At 39.0% G+C, this 25,645-nt stretch carries 24 protein-coding genes; 11 read left to right on the top strand and 13 right to left on the bottom strand.

The features are described 5' to 3' along the window. Positions 1-2 precede the first annotated feature (2 nt). Positions 3-935: an ABC transporter ATP-binding protein gene (locus tag ABDZ97_RS13600; RefSeq protein WP_343788699.1), complete on the top strand. Its 933-nt coding sequence runs from the start codon at positions 3-5 to the stop codon at positions 933-935. Next, positions 922-1,815 carry a YihY/virulence factor BrkB family protein gene (locus tag ABDZ97_RS13595; RefSeq protein WP_343788696.1) on the top strand — a complete coding sequence of 298 codons (894 nt, stop codon included), beginning with the start codon at positions 922-924 and terminating at the stop codon, positions 1,813-1,815. Before ABDZ97_RS13600 ends, ABDZ97_RS13595 begins: the two co-directional genes overlap by 14 nt. Positions 1,816-1,829: 14 nt before the next feature. Here ABDZ97_RS13595 and ABDZ97_RS13590 read toward each other — a convergent pair whose 3' ends face one another. From ABDZ97_RS13590 to ABDZ97_RS13580, 3 genes are read right to left on the bottom strand one after another with little or no spacing between them, the layout of a single operon-like run. Further along, entirely contained in the window at positions 1,830-2,501 is a 672-nt protein-coding gene (locus tag ABDZ97_RS13590) for a hypothetical protein (RefSeq protein WP_343788693.1), read from the bottom strand. A gap of 9 nt (positions 2,502-2,510) precedes the next feature. Further along, the gene (feoB, locus tag ABDZ97_RS13585; protein ID WP_343788690.1) at positions 2,511-4,565 is read right to left on the bottom strand and encodes a ferrous iron transport protein B; all 2,055 of its coding nucleotides are present in this window, start codon (positions 4,563-4,565) and stop codon (positions 2,511-2,513) included. Between the two features lie 60 nt (positions 4,566-4,625). Further along, the gene (locus ABDZ97_RS13580) at positions 4,626-5,399 is read right to left on the bottom strand and encodes a murein L,D-transpeptidase catalytic domain family protein (RefSeq protein ID WP_343788687.1); all 774 of its coding nucleotides are present in this window, start codon (positions 5,397-5,399) and stop codon (positions 4,626-4,628) included. Positions 5,400-5,489: 90 nt separating this feature from the next. Here ABDZ97_RS13580 and ABDZ97_RS13575 point away from each other — a divergent pair, with 90 nt between their 5' ends. Together ABDZ97_RS13575 and ABDZ97_RS13570 are read left to right on the top strand one after the other, a co-directional pair. Beyond that, the gene (locus ABDZ97_RS13575) at positions 5,490-7,085 is read left to right on the top strand and encodes a peptide chain release factor 3 (RefSeq protein WP_343788684.1); all 1,596 of its coding nucleotides are present in this window, start codon (positions 5,490-5,492) and stop codon (positions 7,083-7,085) included. Next, positions 7,078-7,626 carry a hypothetical protein gene (locus tag ABDZ97_RS13570; RefSeq protein WP_343788679.1) on the top strand — a complete coding sequence of 183 codons (549 nt, stop codon included), beginning with the start codon at positions 7,078-7,080 and terminating at the stop codon, positions 7,624-7,626. Before ABDZ97_RS13575 ends, ABDZ97_RS13570 begins: the two co-directional genes overlap by 8 nt. A 70-nt stretch (positions 7,627-7,696) precedes the next feature. Here the strand turns inward: ABDZ97_RS13570 and ABDZ97_RS13565 are convergent, their stop codons facing one another. Together ABDZ97_RS13565 and ABDZ97_RS13560 are read right to left on the bottom strand one after the other, a co-directional pair. Next, the gene (locus ABDZ97_RS13565) at positions 7,697-8,890 is read right to left on the bottom strand and encodes a M56 family metallopeptidase (protein ID WP_343788676.1); all 1,194 of its coding nucleotides are present in this window, start codon (positions 8,888-8,890) and stop codon (positions 7,697-7,699) included. Next, positions 8,880-9,254 (bottom strand): BlaI/MecI/CopY family transcriptional regulator, encoded by a 375-nt coding sequence (locus ABDZ97_RS13560; RefSeq protein WP_343788673.1) that lies wholly within the window; start codon positions 9,252-9,254, stop codon positions 8,880-8,882. The genes ABDZ97_RS13565 and ABDZ97_RS13560 overlap by 11 nt, the downstream gene beginning before the upstream one ends. 232 nt (positions 9,255-9,486) lie before the next feature. Here ABDZ97_RS13560 and ABDZ97_RS13555 point away from each other — a divergent pair, with 232 nt between their 5' ends. Genes ABDZ97_RS13555 through ABDZ97_RS13540 form a run of 4 tightly spaced genes read left to right on the top strand, consistent with a single transcriptional unit; the run spans position 9,487 to position 12,499 of the window. After that, positions 9,487-10,443, top strand: a complete 957-nt coding sequence (locus tag ABDZ97_RS13555) for a DUF2157 domain-containing protein (RefSeq protein WP_343788670.1) — start codon at positions 9,487-9,489, stop codon at positions 10,441-10,443. Then, entirely contained in the window at positions 10,436-11,500 is a 1,065-nt protein-coding gene (locus ABDZ97_RS13550; protein WP_343788667.1) for a DUF4401 domain-containing protein, read from the top strand. The genes ABDZ97_RS13555 and ABDZ97_RS13550 overlap by 8 nt, the downstream gene beginning before the upstream one ends. Beyond that, a complete protein-coding gene (locus ABDZ97_RS13545) occupies positions 11,497-11,982 on the top strand; it encodes a GDYXXLXY domain-containing protein (RefSeq protein ID WP_343788664.1) in 486 nt (161 codons plus the stop codon). The genes ABDZ97_RS13550 and ABDZ97_RS13545 overlap by 4 nt, the downstream gene beginning before the upstream one ends. Beyond that, positions 11,975-12,499 carry a hypothetical protein gene (locus tag ABDZ97_RS13540; RefSeq protein WP_343788661.1) on the top strand — a complete coding sequence of 175 codons (525 nt, stop codon included), beginning with the start codon at positions 11,975-11,977 and terminating at the stop codon, positions 12,497-12,499. Before ABDZ97_RS13545 ends, ABDZ97_RS13540 begins: the two co-directional genes overlap by 8 nt. Here ABDZ97_RS13540 and ABDZ97_RS13535 read toward each other — a convergent pair. After that, positions 12,477-13,082: an NUDIX hydrolase gene (locus ABDZ97_RS13535; protein WP_343788658.1), complete on the bottom strand. Its 606-nt coding sequence runs from the start codon at positions 13,080-13,082 to the stop codon at positions 12,477-12,479. The genes ABDZ97_RS13540 and ABDZ97_RS13535 overlap by 23 nt on opposite strands. A gap of 8 nt (positions 13,083-13,090) precedes the next feature. Here ABDZ97_RS13535 and pyrE point away from each other — a divergent pair, with 8 nt between their 5' ends. Further along, complete coding sequence (gene pyrE / locus ABDZ97_RS13530; protein WP_343788655.1) at positions 13,091-13,741, top strand: orotate phosphoribosyltransferase; 651 nt, start codon at positions 13,091-13,093, stop codon at positions 13,739-13,741. A gap of 1 nt (position 13,742) precedes the next feature. After that, the gene (locus tag ABDZ97_RS13525) at positions 13,743-14,147 is read left to right on the top strand and encodes an SRPBCC domain-containing protein (protein ID WP_343788652.1); all 405 of its coding nucleotides are present in this window, start codon (positions 13,743-13,745) and stop codon (positions 14,145-14,147) included. Positions 14,148-14,162: 15 nt separating this feature from the next. Here the strand turns inward: ABDZ97_RS13525 and ABDZ97_RS13520 are convergent, their stop codons facing one another. The 3 genes from ABDZ97_RS13520 to ABDZ97_RS13510 all read right to left on the bottom strand — a co-directional run bounded on the left by ABDZ97_RS13520 (position 14,163) and on the right by ABDZ97_RS13510 (position 19,470). Next, complete coding sequence (locus tag ABDZ97_RS13520; protein WP_343788649.1) at positions 14,163-15,341, bottom strand: histidine kinase dimerization/phosphoacceptor domain -containing protein; 1,179 nt, start codon at positions 15,339-15,341, stop codon at positions 14,163-14,165. Between the two features lie 169 nt (positions 15,342-15,510). Then, positions 15,511-17,655 carry a peptide MFS transporter gene (locus ABDZ97_RS13515; RefSeq protein WP_343788646.1) on the bottom strand — a complete coding sequence of 715 codons (2,145 nt, stop codon included), beginning with the start codon at positions 17,653-17,655 and terminating at the stop codon, positions 15,511-15,513. A gap of 27 nt (positions 17,656-17,682) precedes the next feature. Next, on the bottom strand, positions 17,683-19,470 hold the full coding sequence (locus ABDZ97_RS13510; RefSeq protein WP_343788643.1) for a peptide MFS transporter: 1,788 nt from the start codon (positions 19,468-19,470) through the stop codon (positions 17,683-17,685). A 202-nt stretch (positions 19,471-19,672) separates the two neighbouring features. On the opposite strand from ABDZ97_RS13510, the gene ABDZ97_RS13505 reads away from it, so the two are divergent. Beyond that, the gene (locus ABDZ97_RS13505; protein WP_343788640.1) at positions 19,673-21,571 is read left to right on the top strand and encodes a M1 family metallopeptidase; all 1,899 of its coding nucleotides are present in this window, start codon (positions 19,673-19,675) and stop codon (positions 21,569-21,571) included. 55 nt (positions 21,572-21,626) lie between these two features. On the opposite strand, the gene ABDZ97_RS13500 is transcribed toward ABDZ97_RS13505, so the two are convergent. The 4 genes from ABDZ97_RS13500 to ABDZ97_RS13485 are packed head-to-tail and all read right to left on the bottom strand — an operon-like array spanning position 21,627 to position 25,457. Next, positions 21,627-22,073 (bottom strand): MarR family winged helix-turn-helix transcriptional regulator, encoded by a 447-nt coding sequence (locus tag ABDZ97_RS13500; RefSeq protein ID WP_343788637.1) that lies wholly within the window; start codon positions 22,071-22,073, stop codon positions 21,627-21,629. A gap of 53 nt (positions 22,074-22,126) precedes the next feature. Then, positions 22,127-22,552: a PaaI family thioesterase gene (locus ABDZ97_RS13495; RefSeq protein ID WP_343788634.1), complete on the bottom strand. Its 426-nt coding sequence runs from the start codon at positions 22,550-22,552 to the stop codon at positions 22,127-22,129. A 10-nt stretch (positions 22,553-22,562) separates the two neighbouring features. Next, the gene (locus ABDZ97_RS13490; protein WP_343788631.1) at positions 22,563-23,042 is read right to left on the bottom strand and encodes a hypothetical protein; all 480 of its coding nucleotides are present in this window, start codon (positions 23,040-23,042) and stop codon (positions 22,563-22,565) included. Positions 23,043-23,102: 60 nt separating this feature from the next. Then, a complete protein-coding gene (locus ABDZ97_RS13485; protein WP_343788628.1) occupies positions 23,103-25,457 on the bottom strand; it encodes a T9SS type B sorting domain-containing protein in 2,355 nt (784 codons plus the stop codon). Between the last annotated feature and the right edge of the window lie 188 nt (positions 25,458-25,645).

Below are 25,645 nucleotides of genomic sequence, written 5' to 3'. Positions count from 1 at the left end.
AAATGATTCTCTCTGCCCGAAATATTACAAAGAAGTACGCTGATAAATGGGTGCTTGATGGAGTAACTCTGGAACTACACGAGGGAGGAACATTGGTTGTTGTAGGGCGAAGTGGAGGAGGTAAGTCAACTCTCTTAAAAATCCTGGCAGGACTGGAAGATGCGGATGACGGAGAGGTTTTCTTTCATGGTAAACGAGTGGTTGGACCTTCCCTTCGTTTGGTTGCCGGGCATCCGGAGATAAAACTTGTTAATCAGGATTTTGCATTGGATAAGTACCACACGGTAGAAGAAAATATTCGCCTGAAAGTACTCCATTATCAGACGGGAGACCGGGATGAGATTGTAGAAGAATTGATCACCGTAATGGGGCTGGAATCATTACGGAAGAAACAAGCTTATTTACTTTCCGGCGGAGAACAGCAACGTCTGGCATTGGCAAGGGCGTTGGCGAATGAACCGGATATATTGCTACTTGATGAACCCTTTGTTCATCTCGATCCACTTACCAGAAGACGTGTGGAATTGTATATTCATGAAATGCGTTCCAGGTGGAATACAACCATTATACTGGTTACCCACGATGGTAAAGAAGCAATGGCCTGGGGAGATCACATTGCCTATATGGAGGATGGAGTGATAAAACGTGTTGATTCAGCCGTAAATTTTTATATTCATCCTACAAATAGTAAAGAAGCGCAATTTTTTGGGGAAATTAATGTGATACATTCAAACGGTAGAGAGCGTTTGTTCAGACCGGATGCTTACAGTATTGTAGCTGATGGAGTTGAAGTAAAAGTATTGAAAACAGCATTTCAGGGAGGGTATTTTTCACATCTGGTCAGGACGACCGCCAGCGAAGAAGAGTTGGTCTTGTATGCCAGTTCTCCGTTGCCTCAAAAACTAATGATAGAACCGGATTATGCCAAAGAATAGGATTACAATACAACAGGTTTGGAGACTTTTGAAGACGAGCTTTTACGAGTTTTTTCAGGAGAAAAGTTTTATTCATGGAGCCTCTCTTGCCTATTACACAATCGTTGCACTTGTTCCCTTGTTGTATTTACTTTTTATTTCTATAGGAGAAATACTGGGGCAGGATCAGTTGATTTCAATTGTTGCAGCGATAGCAAAAGAACAGATAGGGATTGAGGACGTCAGTTGGTTAGTAGATGCATTAAAACTGGTGGATCTGGGAGCGGGAAATTTTGTGTTACAGGTTGTGGGGATTGTGGTGTTGGCGTTTTCTGCTTCTGCGATTTTCAGTTCGTTACGAACGAGTTTAAATGATTTCTTTGATATAGAGGTTGTGCAGATGAAACGAGCGATTTTTCATAATATTCTTGCTCGTTTAGTCGCCTTTTTAATGTTGACACTAGTGGCTGTTGTTGTGGTTGTCTTTTATTTCCTGGAAACAGCATTTGTATCATTTGGAGCAGACCTGTTTGAAGGAGAATTTAATGGTTGGTTAACTTTCGGAATAGAACATATTACTTCGTTATTAAGTAATACAGTTATCTTTTTGTTTGTTTTTAAATATTTGCATGATGGTATTGTCGAGTGGGGAATTGCTATCCGGGGAAGCATTTTTACAGCTGTTTTATTATACATCGGGCAACTGTTGATTAAATATTACCTGACGAATTATTTCTTTGCAGCGGGAGGAGGTGTTGTGGGAACTATACTCGTAATTCTGGCCTGGATGTTTTATTCGTCCCAGATTATTTTTCTCGGAGCAAAAATAACAATGGTCTATGCGCGAACGATTGGAAGACCGATTAAGCCCAGAAGTTATGTGCAGCCTCCATTGATCTGATTACTTTCGGTTATTTATTTACAGTCGGAACCGGAATCATAAAAGTACGTAATGTAAATTTTGTCTTTATACCAATTCGCACGTGTAGCATAGACCTGATCCAGATAGGTAAATGTAAGGTGATAAACAGGTTTTTCTGGATTTTCCGGATTACTCTTGTCGTAATCCACTTTCCCGCTTTTTTGTAAAGCTTCCAGTGTTTGTTTTTCGGATATCCCCAGGTATTTTGCCTGACATTTAGCTACGTTTTCGAAGGCTACTAAAGCAGTGTCCAACGGAAAGTGTTCCATGCTTGCGGTTCCGGAAAAAATTCCATCCGTAATGACCGTATTATTTGTCAGTGGTGTACATAAACTGATAAAACCGTCTTTTCGAAGTTCGAACTGAGCCTGAATTTCACTTCCGTTTCTGTCCTCTCCTTTCAGAAAGTAGAGTTTGGGTTCACCGTCTTTTTTACTCAGACCAAACTTGACGTCACCATTATTGAGTAAGAGAAAGTAATCTTCTTTTTGCTCCGGAGTAAGTTCCTCCGATTGGCTGAAAACAACTACGTTGTCCAGAATGGCATTTTTCACACGGTTTTCAGGAAGCCAGGAACATCCTCTGTTTTGGAAGAAAACAAACGTAAGCATAAGACCGATTAGTAATCCGATGCCGTAATATTGAAAGCGTTTTATGATTTTCATTGTCCAATCTTATTTAACAAATATATAGGTCAGCCAACTGGCAAAATATGCCAGAGCTGTAAAAGAAACCAACTGAATTGAAGGCCATTTCCATCCGCCTGTTTCCTGTTTTACAATTGCAACTGTACTTAAACATTGAAGAGCAAAAACGTAGAAAATCAAGAGTGAAAAAGCTGTTGCATAACTGAATTTTATAGCTTTTAATCCTCCTTCACTTTCAGGATCGTCTTCTACCGAGTAGATCGTTGCCATAGTTCCGACAAAAACTTCTCGTGCAGCAAAACTGGCAACAAGTGCAATTCCGATTTTCCAGTCAAAACCAAGCGGACGGATAACAGGTTCTATGCCTTTTCCGATGTATCCCAGGTAGGAGTATTCCAGTTTTTCACTACTCTCCAGATAGGAAAGTTCATCTTCACTCAGGTTGCTTTCCAAAGCCATCTGTTCGTACTTTTGTTCAATACGATCCATTTCCTTTTGCGGTCCGAAATACCCCAATGTCCATAATACAAGCGAAGCAATGAGAATAATCTTTCCGGCTTCGGTAACAAACGTTTTTCCTTTGTTAATCATCGAGCTCAGGATGTTCTTGGAATTCGGGAAACGATACCTGGGGAGTTCGAGAATAAACGAAGAACCGGACTTGTGCTTCATGAAATAGTTGATCAGTAAAGCCACCAGTAAACTCACAACAATTCCAAGGAGATACATTCCCATCATCACAAGTCCCTGTACACTGATAAATCCGAGAAGATAGTCATCAGGAGCGATAAAGGAAACCAGAAAAACATAAACAGGAAGTCGTGCGGAACAGCTCATCAAAGGAGTGATAAAGATAGTAATCAGACGCTCTTTTCTGTTTTCAATGGTCCGGGCTGCCATAATGGAAGGAACTGCGCAGGCAAAACCTCCGACAAGCGGAATAACCGATTTTCCGTTCATTCCGAATTTGCGTAATAGCCCGTCTGTCATAAAACTTACCCGTGCGAGATATCCGGAATCTTCCAGTATGGTGAAAAGCCCGAATAGAATCATGATCTGTGGAAGGAATACAAGTACACCTCCTATTCCGGCTAACAATCCATCCACCAAGAAGTCGGCTAACATGCCTTCCGGAAGGAGAGTAGCAACTGATTCGCCCAACCAGACAAATCCGGAATCGATAAGATCCATGGGATAAGCAGCGAAGGTGAATACCGCCTGAAAGATGATAAAGAACGTAAGCAAGAATACAGCAAGTCCTTTAATCGGATGCGTCGTTATCGCATCAATCTTTTCTGTAATTTGTTTTGAACGGAGATCCGTTTTGGTAAGTTTCACCTTTTTTACAAGCTGATCAATAAACCGGTAACGGGCATTGATTTCGTTTAATTCTGCTTTATAAGTTGAATTACCACTTTGATGAGCCAGGTCACTGATTTTTTGTTGGTGTTCTACCCAGCTGAGTTTGTCAATGTGGTTGGTGATTTTGAAACGTTGGTATACAGATGTGTCAGGAAGTAATTCCCGAATTACTTCAGGATCTGTAATCCATTTATCATCCAGATTGATATGAGGATTGTCTTCGGGTTGTGTACTGTGAAGCAACAGCTTTTTAAGGGAATCCATTCCCTTACCGTCTTTAGCACTGATACTGATAACCGGACAGTTGAATGCTTTTTCCAACTCTTCTGTACGGATGACCTCTCCTTCCAGTAAATCAATCATATTCAGCACCAATACCATAGGGATGCCAAGATCATGTACCTGTGAAGCGAGAAAAAGATTGCGGTGAAGATTACTGACATCCACTACCGAAAGAATGAGATCGGGATGGCTTTCAGCAGCATTATTTAGCAGAACATCCTGCACAATCTGTTCGTCCATACTATTGGACGAAAGGCTGTATGCTCCCGGTAAGTCAATGAGTTCAACGTCATGATTCTCTCCTAACTTTAGTTTCCCCGAACGTTTGTCTACTGTAATTCCCGGATAGTTACCAACGCGTTGGTTTAGTCCGGTTAAACGGTTAAACAAAGTTGTTTTCCCACAGTTGGGATTCCCCACTAGCGCAATTTTCCTCAATGCTCTCTGATTTAATTGAACGTCAAATTTAGCTGTGAAAAGTCAAACGGTGAAGAAAAATCAGGAATATTGTTCCCTGAGACATTCAAGTTGCGCCAGATCATCTACTCCGGGAATGAAACGCAGCAATCGTGAAAGCCGTGCATATTCTCTGTTTTCGGAATAGATGAAGAAACAACTTCCGTTTTTTACAAGGTCGATAAGGTGATGTGCGGACTCTTTTGGTACGGCAGGACATCCCAGACTTCGTCCCAATATTCCGTTATTTTTCTTCAGGAATTCGGGAGTGGCATAGTCTGCACCATGAACAACAATTGCTCTTTCCCTTGCATTTGAATTTGAGTACTCAAGACCGTCCAGTCGCATCGCATAATCAAACTTCCCTGAATAAGTTTCAGCTGTGACATAAAAACCAAGACTGGATTGATAAGAAGAATTTCGATTAGAAAAAGAAGTAGCCATAAGTCCTCCTGAGTTTCTTCCATGTGAGACAAGGGATTGAAAAGAAATAGTTTGCTGTACCAGATCGATGACAAACAAACGTTCTTCCGAAGAAGGTTGTGAAAAGTCAACCAAAGTCAGGTAGCGTGGATTTTCCAGTTTCCCTTGTTTGTAGAGACTGATGTATCCTCTGAAACCTTTTTCCCAGACATCGAAAGACAACTCCTTGTTCTGTAAATGTGTATAAACGGATTGTATCTGACATTCCACATACTGCTGCTCAAAGTCGTGAACGGAAAGAAGAGAAGCCAAAGCTTTTTCCCGTGAGCCAATAAAAAAAAGAAGAAACACGAGAGCGGCTCTTCTCAAAAAAGTAGCTTTTAGTCCTTGCATGATGCAACTAAATTACTGAAAATATTGTAGATTTGCAGCCCGTTTTAGATGAACGGCGGGAAAATTTCCACGATACTCAAATGATTGAAGATGAAGCATAAAGAAGCGATAGGGAAACGACGTACTTTTGGAGTTATTGCTCACCCGGATGCCGGTAAAACTACTTTGACAGAGAAACTTCTGCTTTTTGGAGGTGCTATACAGACAGCCGGAGCGGTGAAGAATAATAAAATTAAGAAATCGGCTACTTCTGACTTCATGGAAATTGAAAAGCAGCGGGGAATTTCCGTTGCAACTTCTGTAATGGCTTTTGAGTATCGCGGGAAACAGATCAATATTCTGGATACACCCGGTCACAAGGATTTTGCGGAAGATACCTACAGAACCCTTACTGCAGTGGACAGCGTTATACTTGTTGTGGATTGTGCAAATGGGGTAGAGGAACAGACTGAGCGTTTAATGGAAGTCTGTCGTATGCGAAAAACTCCTGTTATTATTTTCATTAACAAGATGGACCGGGATGGGAAAGATCCATTCGAATTGCTGGATGAGTTAGAGTCAAAATTGAATATTAATGTTCGTCCGTTGGCATGGCCTATCGGAATGGGATATAACTTTCAGGGAGTTTACAGTATTTACCAGAACCAACTGAACCTTTTTCAACCGGACAAAACAAAAATAGCAAAAGACGTTGTTTCTTTTACAAATGTTGATGACGCTCAGATTGATGAGATTATTGGCGAAGAAGGAGCGAATCAACTACGGGAAGATCTGGAGTTAATTGATGGGGTTTATGAGCCTTTTGACAGAGAGAAGTATCTGGCAGGGGATGTTGCCCCCGTATTTTTTGGTTCGGCGGTAAACAATTTCGGAGTAAAGGAACTGTTGGATTCGTTTATTGAAATATCTCCGGCTCCCAGAGGAAGGGATACGGATAAAGGATTTATAGAACCGGAAGATGATAAGTTTAGTGGATTTGTTTTTAAAATTCACGCAAACCTTGACCCAAAACACCGGGATCGTATTGCTTTCCTTCGTATTGTTTCCGGACGATTTGAGCGCAATACATTTTACAATCATGTCCGAAATGCAAAGAAGATGAAATTTCCGAACCCGACCTCTTTCATGGCTCAGGATAAGAATGTCATTGATGAGGCGTTCCCGGGGGATGTAATTGGTTTGTATGATTCAGGAAACTTTAAGATTGGGGATACATTGACGGAAAAAGATAATTTTTCGTTCAAAGGTATTCCGAGTTTTTCGCCTGAAATTTTTCAGGAACTGGAGAATTTAGATCCGTTGAAATCCAAACAATTGGATAAAGGGATCAAGCAGTTGATGGATGAAGGAGTTGCACAGCTGTTTATTCAACAACCGGGGAATCGTAAAATTGTAGGAACAGTAGGGCAGCTTCAGTTTGAGGTGATATTGTATCGCCTTGAGCATGAATACGGAGCCAAGTGTACGTTCCGTCCGCGAAATTTCCACCTGGCTACATGGATTACATCGGATAATGAACAGCAAATGCAGGAATTTCTGAAAGCCAAAACAACGAATGTTGCTGTAGATAAAGACGGGAACCGGGTTTTTCTTGCGGAAACACCATTCCTTCTTCAGATGGCGGAGAGGGATTATCCGGAAATCAAATTCCACAGAACCTCAGAATTTTTATTGGGTAGTGAGTAAGAAGGAAGGAAAACTGCTAATTATCCGACAGGGAACTGTACTACCAATAACAGGTGTCGGAATAAGTTACATGTTCTTGCTGTTTTATGGTATGCTTTTCTTTATTAAGGGAAGTGCGTATGTGTTTTTTACTTTTTGGCCTTACTTATTACTTCTCTGTTTTGCTTTGATGCAATTTTCTTACAAGGATTTTTTGTTACGACCAGAAGATACGGAAGCATTTTATTACCGCTATCGGATTTTAGGTGTCTTTCGTTTTTCGGTCAGGAAAAAATTTGCCGGCTATTCTTATTTTATCTGCCGGGTCGTTAGAAAGACATTTGTCGTTAAACAGGGGATGGGTGCCGGAATGGTTATAAATGAAGGGGTACATCGTGAAAAGTATTATGCCATTCTGGGAAAGAGTAAGAAGAATCGGGAAATGTATGAAATCTGTAAGGGAGAAAAGAAAGAGCTCGACAATATTATCAGGGAAAGAATTTTACCACTTACTATTCCCGTATATCTTGGTGTAAAGAAAAAAGGTTACGAATACCAGTAATCAGTATTCATACAAAAAGCTGCAACTTTTTAAGTTACAGCTTTCTTATTTAATACTTCCCGTAGAAGTATCAGGAAAGTGCAAAAAGTACGGGTAAAACTAATTGTGTTTTTACCGGCTTCCCATCCTTTTTACCTGGATTCCAGGCCGGCATTTTAGAAATCACACGGATAGCTTCCTGGTTAAATTGTTCGTAGTTCCCCCGTTTGATTTGAACATCACTGACACTGCCATCTTTGTTGATCACAAAACCTACATATACTCTTTCCTCGATGTTGTTTTTTCTCATTTCTTCAGGGTACTTGATATTTTTGATGAGATACTGATTAAGTGCTTCTTGGCCACCTATAAATTCAGGATTTTCGTCAGGTACCTGAATAGTATCGGGAGGAGTTGTTTCTACTGTTTGAGGAGAATTTTCCTGAAATGTAAAAGAATAACTTCCGAAAGAAAGAAAAAACAGACTTGCAGGAATCATACTGTAAAGCAAGATGGTCCCTGTCTTTTTTGTTGTAGAATTTTTACGATACATTCTCATAATTCGTGTTTTAAAATTAGACATTTGACTAAAAGGTGATAATTGGATAGGGTGGCTGGTTTTCATCATTTGTTGCAACAGAAAGGATGAATATTTTTCGATATTTTCGGAGCGGATCATGATTTCATCTACTTCGTATTCATGATTCACCTCAATGTTTTTTTTCCACAGGTAGACAAAAGGATTAAACCAGAGAAAGCACTGTACCAGAGAGGAAATAATGCGATCAATAGTATGTTTTTTATGGATGTGTAATGTTTCATGGGTAAGAATCAACGCCTGCTCTTCTTTTGTAGCGGATGGATCTATCAAAACAATGCGCCCGAAGGATGCGTTTACCGTGGAGTGATAAATTTTAATACCCTTTTTTTGAGTAATGAACTGAGAGGATCGGATCAGTTTGACTATTCGCAGAAGGCGATAGGACAGAACCGAAACAGAGAGTAGAACACCCGTTAAATAGATGATCGGGAGAATAAATGAGGTGCCGGATGTGGATTGAGAAGATGTAGTCGGGGAAACCTCAAATAAGGGAAGTGTAAGTTGATAGGACAAATCAGAAGAAATTGATAATGTCTGAATTCCAACAGGAAGGTAAGCCAAAACGGGAATGGACAATAACAGAAAACGATCCCATTTGGCGAGTCCTCTTTTAGCTAGTAACAAGTTATAGAGGAGTACCAGAAAACTGAAGCATAGTATATACGTGATCCCATTATTCATCATCTGTTCCTTTTTTTATGGTTTTAACAATTTCTTCAAAATCCTGAAGTGAAACATCTTCTTTTTTAGCAAGAAAAGAGAGTAATTGTCTGGGAGATCCGTCAAAAAAAGCCAACATAAGATCTTTTATCCGTTGTCTGGAGTATATTTCTTTTGATACAAGTGGATAGTATTCATGTGTTTTACCGTAGGCTTTATAGGAAACAACTCCTTTGTCGACCAATATGCGAATGATCGTAGATACTGTACTGTAAGCGGGTTTGGGATCTGGCAGATGAGGAATGATATCCTTAACAAAGCCTTTTTCCAGTTTCCATAGTACCTGCATAATTTGTTCTTCAGCTTTTGTAAGTTCAACTTTTTGCATAGTATTGAATTTCATTTCTGTAAACTTATAACTAAAAAATTAGATATACAACTATTTTTTTAGATGTATAACTATTTTATTAGATGATTAAGGTATCTTTGCTTTGTCGAAAAGGATTTTGGGGGATGCTCATAATTGTTTAGTATATTTAAGAAACTAGTAGCGAACAAATTGGACGGAAAGCTCATTTTCGGAGAGAGATAACTTATGTAGCAGTTACAGATAAAAAGGAATGAAAAATACGTTAAGGAACAAACATATTGATCTTATTGTACAAAACAGTAACTGGTCAAAGGACAGAGTAAAAGGAGTGTTACAGGAATACATCTATAATGATGCTTCCACACTAAAAAAGTTTATTGTTTATTTTATTCTGGCTTTGGGAGTAGGGTTTACTCTGGCAGGTATTATTTTCTTTTTTGCATACAATTGGCAGGATATGCATAAATTCTTCAAACTTGGCCTGGTAAGTGTTGTATTGATCGCTACGGTTTCTGTTACATTATTTATTCATGTATCGACGTTTACAAGGCATGTACTGATTACTATTGCATCCGTACTGGTTGGTGTCTTATTTGCTGTTTTTGGTCAGATTTATCAGACAGGAGCAAATGCTTACGATTTCTTTTTGGGGTGGACATTGTTTATTTTAATCTGGACGATTGTATCACACTTTTCAGTTTTATGGCTGATTTTTATTGTTTTAGTCAATACAACATTGTTTTTGTTTGAAGAGCAGGTTGCCGGAGATTGGTCCGAAATTCTTTTTTATACCATACTCTACCTTGTAAACGGTTTCTTTTTACTGGCTTTTGAAATCTTAGGACATAAAGTAGAGAGGTTGAAATTGCCGGGCTGGTTTATAAATACGCTTGCCCTGATTACAGTAACTTACGCTACTTTGGGGCTTACAGTAGGAATGTTTGATGAGGTGAGTACAGGCTACTGGTTGTTATTTCTTTTGGCTGCAATTGCATATTCTCTTGCAGTTATCAAGGGGCTTAGAGACAGAAGCTTATTTTATCTGGCACTTGTTGCCTTTAGTGGTATTACGATTGTTTCGACATGGATTCTAAAAGAAGGAAAAAGCGAGATCGTATTTTTCATGGTAGCTCTTTTCGTTATATTGAGCGTAACCCTGGTAGTGAGCCTGTTCGTTAACTTACAAAAGAAGTGGAATAATGAGTAAAGAAGCAGGAGTGGTTAAAGCGTTTATCGAGAAAATTCATGTCAAAGAAGATACTACCGAAGCGTTGAATGAGCAAGCTATTTTTGCGGCACTGGATGACGGGGAATCAGATAATCTGGCAATAAAGGTGCTGATCATCTTGGGTGGAATATTAGCGACCCTTTTTTTTCTGGTTTTTCTGTTCCTGACCGGGATTTATGAACATAGAATTGGGATGTTGGTTCTCGGGCTTATTATGGTGGGAGTATCAACCTTGGTTAACAGGCAGTACAATAAAGTTATTGTTGGAACAATCAGTGTGAGTTCCTATTTAATCGGGTTTGTTTTTATAGGTATAAGCCTTATAGAACTGGATAAAAGCGAGGATTTTGTGAGTCTTACGGTATTTCTTTTAGCTGTACTGTCTTTATTAGTAACTCCCGGATATTTATTGAGTTTCGTAGCTGTTTTGATGGTGAACGGATCTCTACTGACCTTGTTGATGAATGAATATAGAGAGCATTATATTTTGGTGCTTATTCCTTTGCAGGCATGGTTGCTTGCTTTATGGTATTACAATGAAGCCGGAATTCTCACTGCACGAAATCTCCTGAGCCGAATTTATTATCCGGTACGAACAGGCATGGTCTTTGCTTTGGTGATGACACTGATTTTTATTGGTAAAAGAGGTCTTCTGCCTTTCTCCCATGCTTATTACTGGTTAACATCCATATCCATTTTTGGAACTATTTTTTACGTGCTGCATAATCTGTTTGAAACATTAGATGTCCGTTCGTTAAAGCGAAAGTGGAGTATTTATGCTGTTGTTATATGCGTCTTACTTCCGACGATTTATGCTCCCGCAATATCTTCTTCTTTTTTACTGATCTTACTGGCCTTTCACGTTAATCACAAAACAGGGGCAGCTGTTGGTATTGTGGGATTAATTTATTTTATTTCTCAGTACTACTATGATCTGGAATTTACGTTATTGACAAAGTCAGTTGTATTGTTTACTTCCGGAGTATTGTTTTTGCTATTCTTTTACTTTTTGAATAAAAAAATTGACTGGAAATGAAAAGGTGGGTTCGTTATGTTTTATTAGGAAATTTGCTTCTTTTTTTATTGTTCTTCATTTTTTCAATTGTTAAAAAGGAGGAGATACTCAGTGAGGGTAAGTTGGTGCTTCTGAAACTCGCACCTGTTGATCCCCGATCCTTAATGCAGGGTGATTATATGACCCTACGATATGATATTACCAATAACAGTTTTGATACTGATATTCCCAGGCGAGGTGTTTGTATCGTTCGTTTGGATGAGGACGGCGTTGCTTCGTTTGTCCGCTATCAGAAGAAACCGGAGGGGCTCGCTGAGGATGAATTACCAATTGAGTATACCCGGCAAGACTGGAGAGTAACTATCGGAGCAGAGTCTTTTTTCTTTCAGGAGGGGATGGGAGATAAGTATGATCGTGCAAAGTATGGAGGTTTGCGAATTGACCAGAAAGGAAATAGTGTGTTGGTAGGGTTATATGACGAAAAATTAAAATTGATTGAATAATAGGTTTTTAGAAGAAAAGATGAGTGTAAAAAGAAAATTAAGCATAACATTCTTCCTTTTCTTATTTTTTATTCTCGGTGTTAGTATTGCATTCTTATGTGATAGTATGATTATTGATATGATCAATGAAATACTTGTGTTTTTTGGTGGGGGAAAGATCCAACTTACTGGAAAGTATTTTCATTTTTTGAATACAGAGTTTTATTATTTGAGTTTTGGAATAAGCAGCATGCTCTTTTACTACGTTATTTTTCCTGTCTCGAAAAGAGGCAGTAGTAAAAAGTTGGGAATAGTTGTATTACTCTTTACTTTTACAATGATCATACAGACTATTTTATACGGATACTTAGAATATATGTCGTGTACAATGTGTGATGATGGAGTACTGTTTTTAAAAAGATCTAGTATAAGTTATGGGAGTATAGCAGGTGTTTCAATCATGCTATCAGTTACTATTCTTATTTTCGATAAATGGATAAAAAAAAGTAAAAAAATCAGGAGCGCATTGAAAGAATAACATCTTGAATGGATGCGTAGGTGTTTTTCAGAATATGGTCAAAATCCTTCTCTTTGAACCAGCGGACTTCTGTTATTCCTTCTTCTTCCTGTGGAATCAGCAATTCGTCTCCATTGTAGTCAAACAAGTACCAGTGGGTTCGTTTAAGAACGTCTTTCCCCCTGAAGAAATAGGTGTGGTAGGTATCACATAATTTTCGATTGATAACAGGCCCGGTAATACCGCATTCTTCTTCGATCTCACGTATAGCCCCTTCTTCAATGGATTCTCCGGTTTCAATTTTACCTTTGGGAATATCCCATAAACCATGACGTTGAATAAACAGAAATTCATCGTTTCGTTGTACAATTCCTCCGGCTGCTGAAATTTTTTCGTAGTCGGAAAAAAGTTCCTGAAGAACTTCTTCTGCTTCATTGCCTGCTTCAATGAAAATAAACTTTTCTTTTGTAATAAGCTTGTGAAAAAGCTTTAGCTCAGACCTTTTTAAAGAAAAAGCCTGTTTACGTATATGATCTTCAAGTGAGGAGAGTTCCTGTGAAGAACCTATAAAAAGTATATTATTATCGATAAAAACTTTGTACATTTGTCGCCATGATTTTGAACAACGATAACGCGCTTAAAGTTGCCGAATTTCTTTTGCAAATTAAGGCAATAAAATTGAATGTAGCTCAACCTTTTACATGGGCTTCGGGATGGAAATCACCAATTTATTGTGATAACCGCAAGACGCTGTCGTATCCAAATATCAGGACTTTCCTTCGCCAGAGCTACAGTCAGGCGATATTGGAGAAATTTGGTAAACCGGATGTAATAGCCGGTGTAGCTACCGGGGGAATTGCTCAGGGAGCTTTGGTTGCTCAGGAATTGGGTATTCCATTTATTTATGTACGTTCATCGGCTAAAGGTCACGGTCTGGGGAATCAGATTGAAGGAGTTTTTGAAGAAGGACAGAACGTCGTTGTTATTGAAGATCTGATTTCAACAGGAGGAAGCTCACTGAAAGCTGTTGAGGCGCTAAAAGAAGCAGGGTGCAATGTGAAGGGATTGGTAGCAATCTTTACCTACGGATTTGCTGTGGCAGAAGAGAATTTTGAAAAGGCAGATTGTCCTTATATTACACTCTCGAATTATGATTTTCTGATTGAACAGGCACTTCATTCTAATTATGTAACGGAATCAGATTTGGAAAGTTTACGTGAATGGAAGGAAAATCCTTCTGAATGGACGCCAAAAAACCAGTAATATGGAAATTAAAAGTACACAGGTTACGATTAACGCTTCGCAAAAGGAAGTATTTGACTTTTTGAAAGATGCACAAAACATCTATCATCTTCTTCCTCAGGATAAGGTAACCAATTGGGAAGCGGACGAAAAATCGTGTTCTTTTAAAGTTCAGCAAGCTGCTACAATATCGTTGATTCAGGATGAATTGAATGAACCAGCAACAATTAAGATGGTTTCCGGAGCGAAAACACCATTTCCTTTTTCTTTAACGATCCTTATAAACGAAGAGGGAGAAGGGCAGTCATCCGGTTATTTACACTTCGATGGAAAGGTAAATACCTTTTTGAAGATGATGGTAGAAAAACCGCTTACAAATCTGTTTAACTACATGTCTGAAAGACTTAAGAAGCGGTTCGAAGCATAAAACGAATTTCGCTGATTACTCTTCTACTCGTTCAATAAAGATGTCAGGATTATCAAAGGTGACTGTGTAAACAGTTCCTTTATTAGTAGCGGTTTCTATCAGGAGTGTTCCGTTAATTTGTTGAACAAGATCGTCAACGAGGCTCAATCCGAGAGTTTCTTTCTCTTTTTCTTTAGTAACATCAAAGCCGTTTCCGTTGTCGGATAGTATGAATATAATATGCTCTTCAGAACATTGTAGGGAGATGTTTATTTCCGGTTTTCCAGAAAAGGTGTACTTGGGGAAGGCATGTTTTATAGAGTTGGTGATAACCTCATTACACATGAGTCCCAGTGGTACAATCTGATGTGTACTGATGTGACAATCGGCCAGATGCACGTTAAATGTAATCTCCGGATAAGAGGTACTATATTCGTGAATCAACTGTTCCAGGTACAATTTGAGTGAGATATCAATGTAGTTACGGGTCGAATATAATTGTTCGTGAATCTTGGCTATGGCAAAAATTCTGTTTTCAAAATCATTGGCTAACTGGATAAAAGCTTTGTTTTTGCTTTCCCGCACTTGCAAACGAAGTAAACTTACGAGCATAGACAAGTTATTCTTGATACGGTGATGCATTTCTGCTAATAGTCGTTCTTTATCCCGTAAGGCTTTTTGCAGATTCACCTGAGCTTCTTTCCTTTTTCTGGTTTCCAGCACCAGTGAAACTAATTGATTAATGGCCAGCACAAAGAATTGTTCTTCTTCGGTCCACTTTTTCAGTTTCCCAACCTGTTCATAACACATAACACCGGCTAATTCTCCTTCAATAAAGATAGGAACATCCATCATCGAGAAAATATTATGCTCCTTACAGTAGTTGTCTTTTAATTCGTTTGTAACCGGGTTTGTATGAATGTTATTAATTACCAGAATCTCGTCCGTGAGCAGATGTGAGTAGTAATAAGGGATATCTGCTTCATAGATACTTTCCCCTTTTGAGAATTTACCCGAAGTATTGTCGTAATTAGCGATGCAAATTAACTGCTTACGCGTTTCGTTAAATAACCAGATATTAACCCGTTGTATTCCGAGGCAGTTGGCAAGTCGCTGTCCGATATCCCGCAGTACACCATCCGTATCCTCACTGAAAAGAATACGACTTTTAGCTATTGTCTCTAACTCTGTCTGATATAGAGATTTGGGTGACATCTATTGCTAAAGTACAGTAATTAAAAATATAAATCAACGATTAATTTATATTTATTGTGGATTAAATGAATAAATAGATAGTTGAATACGAATGATCCTGATTTTTGGGATAAAAAAAGCGGTGGTTATTACCACCGCTTTCGCAATATATCTGGGTAGTATGTGTCTTTTAACGTACTCCGTGCATTAATCGTTTAAACATAGGGTTTAATAAGATGATTACTATTCCCATGAAAATAGGGATAATAGTGAAGATCAGGAAGAACGTAGACATCGAATATTGTTCCTGTATCGTTTCGATTTTACCTCCGAGATATCCCGCAGCATAATTCCCTATTGCTATTGCTAGGTACCACATACCAAACATAAACCCAATCATGCGTGCAGGTACAAGCTTACTAACATAAGAAAGCCCTACAGGAGATAAGCAGAGTTCACCGAGTGTATGGAAGAGGTAGGCAAAAACAAGCCAAACAAGACTAACTCTCATCCCTTCTTCTAGTCCATTAGCTCCAATAGCAAGGATTCCGAATCCTAATGCCATTACGATAAGTCCCAATCCATATTTTACTGCTGCACTTGGGTTATATTTACTCTCCCACCATTTAGAAAACAGTGAAGCGAAGGCAATAATAAAGAAAGAGTTTAGGATAGAAAACCACGAGGTTGTAATCTCTACTTCATTTCCGGCTACTTCTCCCAATGTAGCTTTAATAATAGGACTTGATTTTCCTGGATGTTGTTCAATTTGTTTTAAGATCATTCCTTCCTTAACTTCATCAACATATCGGAAAGCTCCAAGCTCAAAAGTTGCCAGAATTTCATTACCAGGGATTAACTCTTTGTATTCTCCAATTGTTTTAGTAACTATCTCAACACTATCTGAGTCAGTAAGTGTTTTTTCCATTGCAACTGTTACTGGGGTTTTAGCAAATAATAACTCTCCTGTTTTTTTATCAACTTTTTGCTTTCCATCTTTATCTAAATCCGGAGTAACATGCATCGCTACTGTTAACTCGTACGATTTTGTATTTAGGTCACGATTGGTTTTCCAGATAGCAAGTCCCCAAATTCCCATAAAACAGACAACGAGTATAATATTGGATAGTCGGATTATTTTTGCTGATGCACCCCAAAGTTTTATCAGAACCCATGTGATAATAATAAGAGGAGTAAAAGTTAAAAGTAAGTCAATTACTAAAAACGTTGTAGCAGCACTTCCTTCTAAAATTCGATCGGTAAAGTCACGAGCAAATATTACTAGAGAACTAGCTCCCTGTTCAAATGACATCCAGAAGAAAATAGTAAAGAAAGCAAAAATGACAACAGTAATCATACGATGTCTGATTACACGTTCATATCTTGAAATCCTTGAAATAATGAGAGGGAAGAAGAATACAACCAATCCAATCAGTATAAACGTAATTTTAGGAGACAAAATTTCTTCTCCATCGGAGTAGATACCAAAGAAATCAGGGATTAATGGTACGCCATTAATAGCAAATGGACCATGTAATAAAAATACTAACCCAAAAATAACGGATAGTACAGTAAATACTTTGTCGAAGGTTGTAAATGGATTTAACGTCTCTTTTGGTTGCTTTTCATCATCAGATGAAATATCCTCTAAAGTATCAAGTTGAGAAGTTTGTGGTTTACTTTTCTCTTCTTTTTTAGGTGCAGAACCGATTTCTCCAAAAAGAGGTTTCGAAAACCAAAATTGTAATAGACCTAGCATCATGAATATTCCGGCTAAACCGAATCCCCAGGACCAGCCAATTTTTTCTGCGAGATATCCACAGAGCATCATCCCAAAAAATGCTCCTGCATTTACTCCCATATAGAAGATGGTATAAGCACCGTCTTTCTTTTCAGGAAGGTCTTTATACATTTCGGATATAATAGATGTCATAGTTGGTTTAAAGAAACCTGTTCCGATTACAAGAAGAGCGAGTCCTCCATATAGTGAAGCTTCAGTTTCTATTGCCATAAGAGCATGTCCCAATGTCATTATAAGCGCACCTACAGCTACAGCATTCCGATAACCCAAAAATTTATCTGCAATCATTCCCCCCAAAATAGGAGTCAGATACAATAGTCCTGCATAGGTTGCGAAAAGAGTACCTGCATTCTCAGCAGACCACTCCCATCCGGGATTCACTCCAATCACAGCCATTGTGAGGAAGTTTATTAAGAGAACCCGCATTCCGTAGAATGAGAAGCGTTCCCACATTTCTGTAAAAAATAGTACGAACAAACCAGAAGGGTGTCCTAAAACCTGAGATTGAAAAAATGCTGGTTTTTGAGTCGACATAAAAAATCTGTAATTGAGTAATTAAAATTAATTTTCCGCTAATTCGAAGCCTTCATTTTCATGAATGTCCCGCTCATTTTCTTCTGCTCCGTGTGTCAGCTTTTTTAGTTTTTTGAGGAAAATAATCAATAGAATACCAAATGCTACCGTAAATATTGTAATCCAGGTAAATATTTTGAGTTCCTGAGCATTTTGCGTTTCAGATATAACGAACGATACGGAATAGTCTTTACCGTCACCTCTGTTTTCCTTAACTTTTACCGCTTCTTCATCCTTCTCTAATAAAAGTTTAGCATGTAGCGGTTTTTCTTGTGAAGCCTGGTATTCTGATAGTTCTTCCTTTAGACGTTTTTCGTTCTTTGAGTCAAGTTCGAATAAATCGGAAATTACTCTATCGCCCTGATATTTTTTGAATACGATTGTATTTCCTGAAAGATAAACTTCACTTTGAAGTTCAATGTTTTTATCCCAATTGATAGGGTAAACTAATTCCGTTTTATTTTTACTGGTTTCAATCTCCTGTTTTCCGGTGATTGCATTAATTGTATCTTTTGAAGAAGTTAATTTTCCTTCATAGACCTCTAACTGTGAGGTAGAACCAATTGTTCCTGCTAGTTTATTACCAAGACCTGTTGCCGCAAAATAAATACCCATCATAATAGATGCATATTTTAGAGGAGCCAGTTTTGTTATAAAAGAAAGAGAAACTGGTGAGGTGGATAATTCTCCGATGGTATGGAACAGATATGCTAAAAAGATCCAAACCATTGACGCTTTACCAAAGTTCTCAGAAGAAGCCTCTCTGGAAGCAAACATCATGAAAATAAAACCTAATCCCATGATGATAGTTCCGATAGCCATCTTGAAAAGAGATGAAGACTCTTTTCCTTTCAATTTTCTATGTGCCCAAAAAGCAGCTACAATCGCTCCAAATATTATAATATATCCGGCGTTAAGGGATTGGAAAACAGCAGCAGGAATTTCCCACCAATCTCCAAGATTTCGGTTCACCTTTTCATCAGTGTACAGATTCATTAAGCCTCCTGCTTGTTCAAAAGCTGCCCAAAATACAATGATAATAAGGAAAGAAAGTAGTAAAACGACGATGCGATCCTTTTCAATTTTAGTTAAAGGTTTTTTAGCAGCTTCCAGAACAGTCTGATCTGTAGATTTACCAATGAAGTTTCCGACGTGTCTAAGATGCTTTTGCCCAGCCATGTATACAATCTGACCTAAAAGCATTCCTATACCAGCTAATCCAAACCCAACATGCCATCCCCACATCTTAGCAGCAATTCCAACAGTTATTCCTGCTAAAAATGCACCAAGGTTGATTCCAATGTAAAAGATTGTAAATCCTTTGTCTCGTCTAATATCTCCGGGCTTATATAATCCACCAACCATAGTCGAGATATTAGGCTTTAAACCTCCTACACCTAATATAATTAAAGCAAGACCTAAGAAGAAAGCCCAACTTGTCGGAATGGCAAGCACACCGTGTCCCGCGCAAAGTAGAAGCCCACCTATCAATACGGTTTTCTTTTGACCGAGCCACTTATCAGCGACAATACCACCAGGTATAGCCATCAAATAAACTAACATTGTGTACCAACCGTATAACCAGATTGCATCTTTATTTGTCCATCCAAGTCCTGGGTCGTCAGCAGAGGCTGATTCTGCTATGTATAAGATGAGTAGTCCTCGCATTCCGTAGTAAGAAAACCGCTCCCACATTTCTGTGAAAAACAGTACAAACAAACCAACGGGATGTCCCAAAATCGTCTTCTCAGCAGTGATACTATCTGAATTAGTCATGACTATGCTCTTAGTGTGAAGTTTGGTCGGTGAAAATAGTTAAAACTTTTCAAAAGAGGTTATCTTTTGATTAATATTTCGATAAATCACGTCCTGTCCCGATATTTCGTTTGTTTGCCGTTTTTTTAAGGGGCTTGATCTTATGGAGTTGAAAACCAAATGTAATAGTTGTAAATTTGCACGCAAAACAAGTGATGTCTTTATGAATTATAAAGTATTTTTCCCAGTTCTGGTTAGTGGATTCCTTTTTTCGTTTTGTTCGGATGGGGCTAAAGAAGAACAGGTTATGTCCGTTGGAGAGAAGGAGTTGAATACAGTTCGGGTAGATGATAAGCACAGTTATGCCAATATAGACGAGGTGTACACAAAACATCTGGATCTGAATATCGAAGTGAATTTTGATACTAGAACGATTTCAGGAGTAGCTACGCATCTGATCGAGAATAAGCAAGGTACTGATACGATGGTTTTGGATGCTAAAAACCTTGTGATTGATAAAGTAACAGTAGGTGAACAAGAGCAACCGACTTTCTTTAGATTGGGGACGATGGACTCGTTATTGGGGCAACCTCTTTATGTGGCTCTTTCAGGAGAGACAATTGTTCATATTCATTATTCAACTACCGAAAATACGCAGGCGGTAGACTGGTTGAGCCCGAATCTGACTGCCGGAAAGAAATATCCTTTTTTATATACGCAGGGACAAGCTATTCTCACTAGGACATGGATTCCTATTCAGGATACTCCTGCTAATCGTATTACCTATAGTGCTCGCGTGAAGGTACCGTCAGAGTTAATGGCTGTGATGAGTGCCACAAATCCTCAGGAAAAAACAAAAGATGGAATTTATCACTTTAGAATGGATCAGTCTATTCCATCGTATCTAATTGCTCTGGCGGTGGGCGACCTTAGGTTTAAAGCGCTGGATGAAAGGTCAGGTGTATATGCCGAGCCTTCTGTAATTGATGCTGCTGTTTATGAATTTGCTGATATGCCGGAGATGATAAATACGGCAGAGGACTTATACGGGAAGTACAAATGGGAGCGATACGATGTGATTGTGCTACCTCCGGCGTTTCCTTTCGGAGGGATGGAAAACCCGCGGTTGACATTTGCAACACCGACCATATTGGCGGGAGATCGAAGTTTGGTATCTCTGATCGCGCATGAATTGGCACATTCGTGGTCCGGAAATCTTGTAACCAATGCGACATGGGAAGATTTTTGGCTGAATGAAGGATTTACGGTCTATTTTGAGTCACGTATCATGGAGGCTGTGGCCGGACGTGAAATAGCAGAAATGCTTACACTGATTGAGTATCAGGAATTGATGCATGAAGTAGAGGATATTGGTGATGGAAAACATCCTGAAGACACGCACCTGAAATTAACATTGTCAGGACGGGACCCGGATGAAGGGATGACTACAATTGCCTACAACAAAGGGGCTTTGTTTTTGATGACACTAGAAGATAAGGTGGGGAGAGAGAAATTTGATCGTTTTATCAGAGATTATTTTGCCTCTCATGCTTTTGAGACCCTAACGACCGAAGAGTTTTTGGTGTATTTAGAAAAGAACTTGCTGGAGCCTGAGTCTATCTCTTTTAATACGGATGAATGGATTTATGGTCCCGGTATTCCTGATAACTGTCGTAAGATCACATCAGACAGGTTTGAGAAAGTAGATAGTATTGCAGCGTTGTTTATCGGAGGGAAGCCTGCAGAACAATTGGGGGTAAACCGAAAAAGTTGGGTGACACAGGAATGGATGAACTTTATTCGGAAACTACCTGATTCAACAGAAACGGATAGAATGAAAGAGTTAGATCAGGTGTTTGGTTTTAAGAATTGGGGAAATTCGGAAATTATGTCTGAATGGTACATTAAGAGTATTCGAACAGGTTATAGAGATGTGCGCCCGGAAATGGAGGCTTTTTTAGTACAGGTAGGAAGAAGAAAGTTTCTTGAGCCGATATACGAAGCTTTGACAGAGAAAGAGGACGACAAAGAATGGGCAAAACAAGTCTATAAAAAGGCCAGAGGAAATTACCATTCGATTACTGCGGGGACTATAGACAGAATCCTATTCGGTAGTAAATAAATAAAAAGCCCGGATTTTCTGGAATCCGGGCTTTGAGTTGTATTTTACAATGGAATTAACTATCCATTTCCTGTGTTACAATTTTGTCAATACGTTCCATGACGTCAAAAAAGACAGCTAATTTTCCTTTAGGGATTTTTGCATATAACTTTTCGTTGAATTCAAGAACTACTGATTTTGCAAGCTTTCTTTGTTCAATACCGTATTTTGTGAGAAAAATTCTGACTTTTCGTTTGTCTTCTTTGTCCGGACTTCTGAAAATCAATCCCTTTTCTTCCATTGCTTTAAGGGTTCTGGAAAGACTCGTAGGTTCCATACCTAACCGCGGGCCAAGCTGGGTACTGGGAGTTCCTTCTTTATCAATAATAAGCAATATGAATGCAATTGAGATGGTTACATCATGCTCGGCAGCTTTCTGATTATACATCCGTGCAATCTTATGCCAGATATGCCGGACTACAAAGTCTACCGTTGGTGTTTTCTTGTCATTCTGTTCACTCATGAAATGTCGGTTGAATCAATAAACTAAACAAATATAATTACTTTGTTCTATTGTCAACTACTTTTGCTATCGTTCTTCCATTCAGTAGATTTGCGATAGACAGTCCCTTTAAAGAGAGCAATTTTAACTGAGTTCTCATTAAAGACTTCAATATCGTAAATTGCGATTTTGTGGGAAATCGAACGTTCGGTTGCGATGGCAGTAAGTGTTTCACCAGTCCTCACCGGTTTGAGATGAGAGATTGATGTTTCTATACTTACGGCGTGTTGCCCATGAGAATTTGAAGCAAAAGCCAGTGCTGAGTCCGCTAACGAATACGAGATACCTCCATGCAGAATGCCAAACCCGTTTAACATTTCATCACGGGTTTTCATAGAGAGTTTGCAATAACCGGATTGGGTACTGGTAACCTGAATGCCCAGCCATTGACTGAAAGCATCATTACGCATCATTGTGTTTGTAATCTCTTCCGGACTCATACAGTATGTTTTATTTCTTTATAGCTCTGTTCAAAAGCCCTGTCATAGCTGATAATACAATGAACAACTGAGAAGAAGTTTCAATATCCAGCTCTTCACCATCTTCGTCTTCTCCGTCCAGTTCTTCCGCAAGGAAAGCAAGCAAATTCGGTTGGTTGATATACGTATCAAGAATTTGAGGATCTTCTTCTCTTGTATACTCTTCCAGAACATCCATGAATTCATCATGGAACCCGTCAATCATGTCGTCAGTTATTCTGTCAAGTTCTATTCCTGCTTGCTGAAAAGATTCCATTGCAATACAGAAGTAGTAAATGATATAAGGGCCAAGGTCTTCATTTTCATACTCAAGAGTGGCTTGCATAATGTAATTAACCAACTCAGTTTGTGCCAGGGTATAGGTTTCTGATAATTTCTCTACACTGGCATCATCAAGACTATCAACTTTGTCAAGAGCCTTTTCAATGTTCTCAAATTTTACTAAACTCATCCTATGATTTTTTCCAAAGTTCGGAAAATAGATTGATATATAAGTAGCAATCGTATTTTATCAACGTAAAACGTTAACGTGCCCCTTGTATTGCAATTCTTCTTTATTGCTTTTTCGGGTAAACTGGATAACCCAGGTATAGGTTCCGGAGGGCACAGGTGTGTTGTTGTACGTACCGTCCCAATGACGATTTTTATTCTGTGATTCAAATACAATTTCCCCCCAACGATTAAAGACTAACATAGAGAAAGTGTATACGTCAATATCCCCGTTTACTTCAAAGTAAAACGTATTGTTGTATTTTCCACTGTTAGGAGTGAAGGTATTGGGTACATAAACATTTAAAGGAGGTGTGATTTCAATAAGGGCAGTGGTAGAATCAATACATCCCAGATTGTTTTCTGCAATAAGTTGAACTGCGTAAACACGATTGTTTTCGTTTGGGAGATCATGTTCCGTTTCACTGACGTTATTGAGGATAGTTCCTTCATCAAAATCCCATTCATTATTGCCAAATCCTGAAATGTAATCCGTGTTATCGGTGAAAGATACGGTTGTGAATTCATCCCCTGTTTGGATAATCTCGTATGAAAACGAAGCTTTCGGAGAAGGTGAAACGATAAGATTCAGACGCGTAATTGAATCACAGCCATTTTGATTGGGGTGAAAAATTTCAAACTCACCCGCCTCGGTAAATGTAAAGTTTTCCAGTTCGTAAGTTTCCCCTTCACAGATTGTTGCCTCGCGATAGTGTACAATCTGATCGTCAATCGAAATACGGAGAGTGATCACCGAATCACATCCGGCAGAAGAAATAAATGACACAGGGTAGTCGCCCGGTAAACTATAATCAGTTCCATTAAATTCAAACGATTCATTTCCACATAAGGAAACCGGACGCAATAAAGAATACGTTGGGTAGACAGCCAGATTCAATTGTACGACAGAATCACAACCCGATGAACTGGTAAATGTTGCCGGGTATGTACCGGCGGTTGTTAATGAAGTGCCATTAAAATCATACGATTGATTGTCACAAATGGAAACATCTAACTCTACCGTTTCTTCGTCCGGAGCGATAAGATTCAGGGTAATCGTTGAATCACACCCATCCTGTGTGGTAAAAGCAATAGTATACGTTCCGGGAGAGGTGTAGGATGTCCCGTTATAGGTCATATCATCTCCGGAACACACGGAATATTGCTCTTGTACTGAATAGGAGGGAAGTACAGTCAAATTCAATGTGATAGTCGAGTCACAACCACTTTGTGACTGAAAAACTGCTGTATAGGTACCTTGTTGATCTATATTTTGACCATTAAACGTGTAGGAATTCCCCTCACAGATCGTCTCCTGTAAAGCGACTGAAGTTTCCGGAGTCACAGTAAGTGACAATTCGATAGTTGAATCACAACCAGCGCTGTTTGTTAGTAGAATGGAATAATTTCCTGTTGTTGTGTAAGTTTGCCCTCCGATTGTATAACTGTCGTTTTCGCAAATTTGAGCATTGACCTGTGTCAAAGATGAGCTACTAACTTCTACATCAAATGTGTAGGGAGATCCGTTCATGGAAGTTCCGCATCCGGAGTAATTGGGAGTAACAGAAATCTGATAGGTACCTGTCGGAAGTGCATTCCAGTCGACAGAAATTGTACTGGTACTCTCGGAGCCGTTATTACCGATAACATTTGTTCCATTGGGAAATGACCAGGTAAAACCCACACCATTTTGAGGCGCTACCGAATAGGTCGATGTTTCACTGTTGCAAACAGTCAAAGGTCCCGAAGCTAAAGCTGTTACAGAAGGAATGTTGTTGAGTACCGGAGCCGAAAGAGTTACATCGTCCAAAAATAAATGCTCATCGTCTCTGTTTGTTGAGATTGAGATTGCAAAGGAAAATGTGTTTACACAGGCAGGGATATCGTAAATATACTGATTTTCTTTTATGTCAAACGCAGCGTCTCCTGCTCCCTGAACAATTGTTATTGTAGGTTGAGCAACTCCGTCTAAAACAGGGGTAAAAGTAAGGTCATCTCCGGAGTCCCAACCTGTTCCGTTACATACAGGGTGTCGGTTTCCCCAAAAAAACGAGAGTGTTCTCGCACTTTGATTGGAAGTTGATATATCTACCTGGTCAAAGGTGAATGTGTTGTCCATTCGTGTACCGTTTCCACTTCCTCCATCAATACAACTTCCTCCTCCGGTATTTCCTCCGACAACAATGGATCTTTGTCCTGAAACAAGATTGGCAAATTGACCGGCTTCAAAAGTAGCAGTGGCATCAGCACCGGTAGAAGTGTAAGTCCAGTTATCACCATTTTCTCCACCCTGAAAAGCAAGAGTCACCTGAGCGTTGACAGTTGTAAGGCTCCCCATAAGTGCAAGAATTACTACTCCGAATAACAATACTCGCATTAAATCACTTTTTTAAGGTGTGTTTCACGGGGCAAAATTACGCTTAGTTGTTGAAAATTAAAACAAAATGGAGGTTAACTGTTTGTTAATTCGATGAAAGTGTCAAAAAAGGAGACCAGTTCGTTTCTTCCTAATCCATAGTGTTATTTGGTGAAGTAGCATTTTTTTTAGCATCTTTACCCTGAAAA

This window comes from Wandonia haliotis (genome assembly GCF_039523435.1).
GTDB classification, from domain to species: Bacteria; Bacteroidota; Bacteroidia; order Flavobacteriales_D; family Crocinitomicaceae; genus Wandonia; species Wandonia haliotis.
This window is presented reverse-complemented; position numbering and strand designations above follow the sequence as displayed.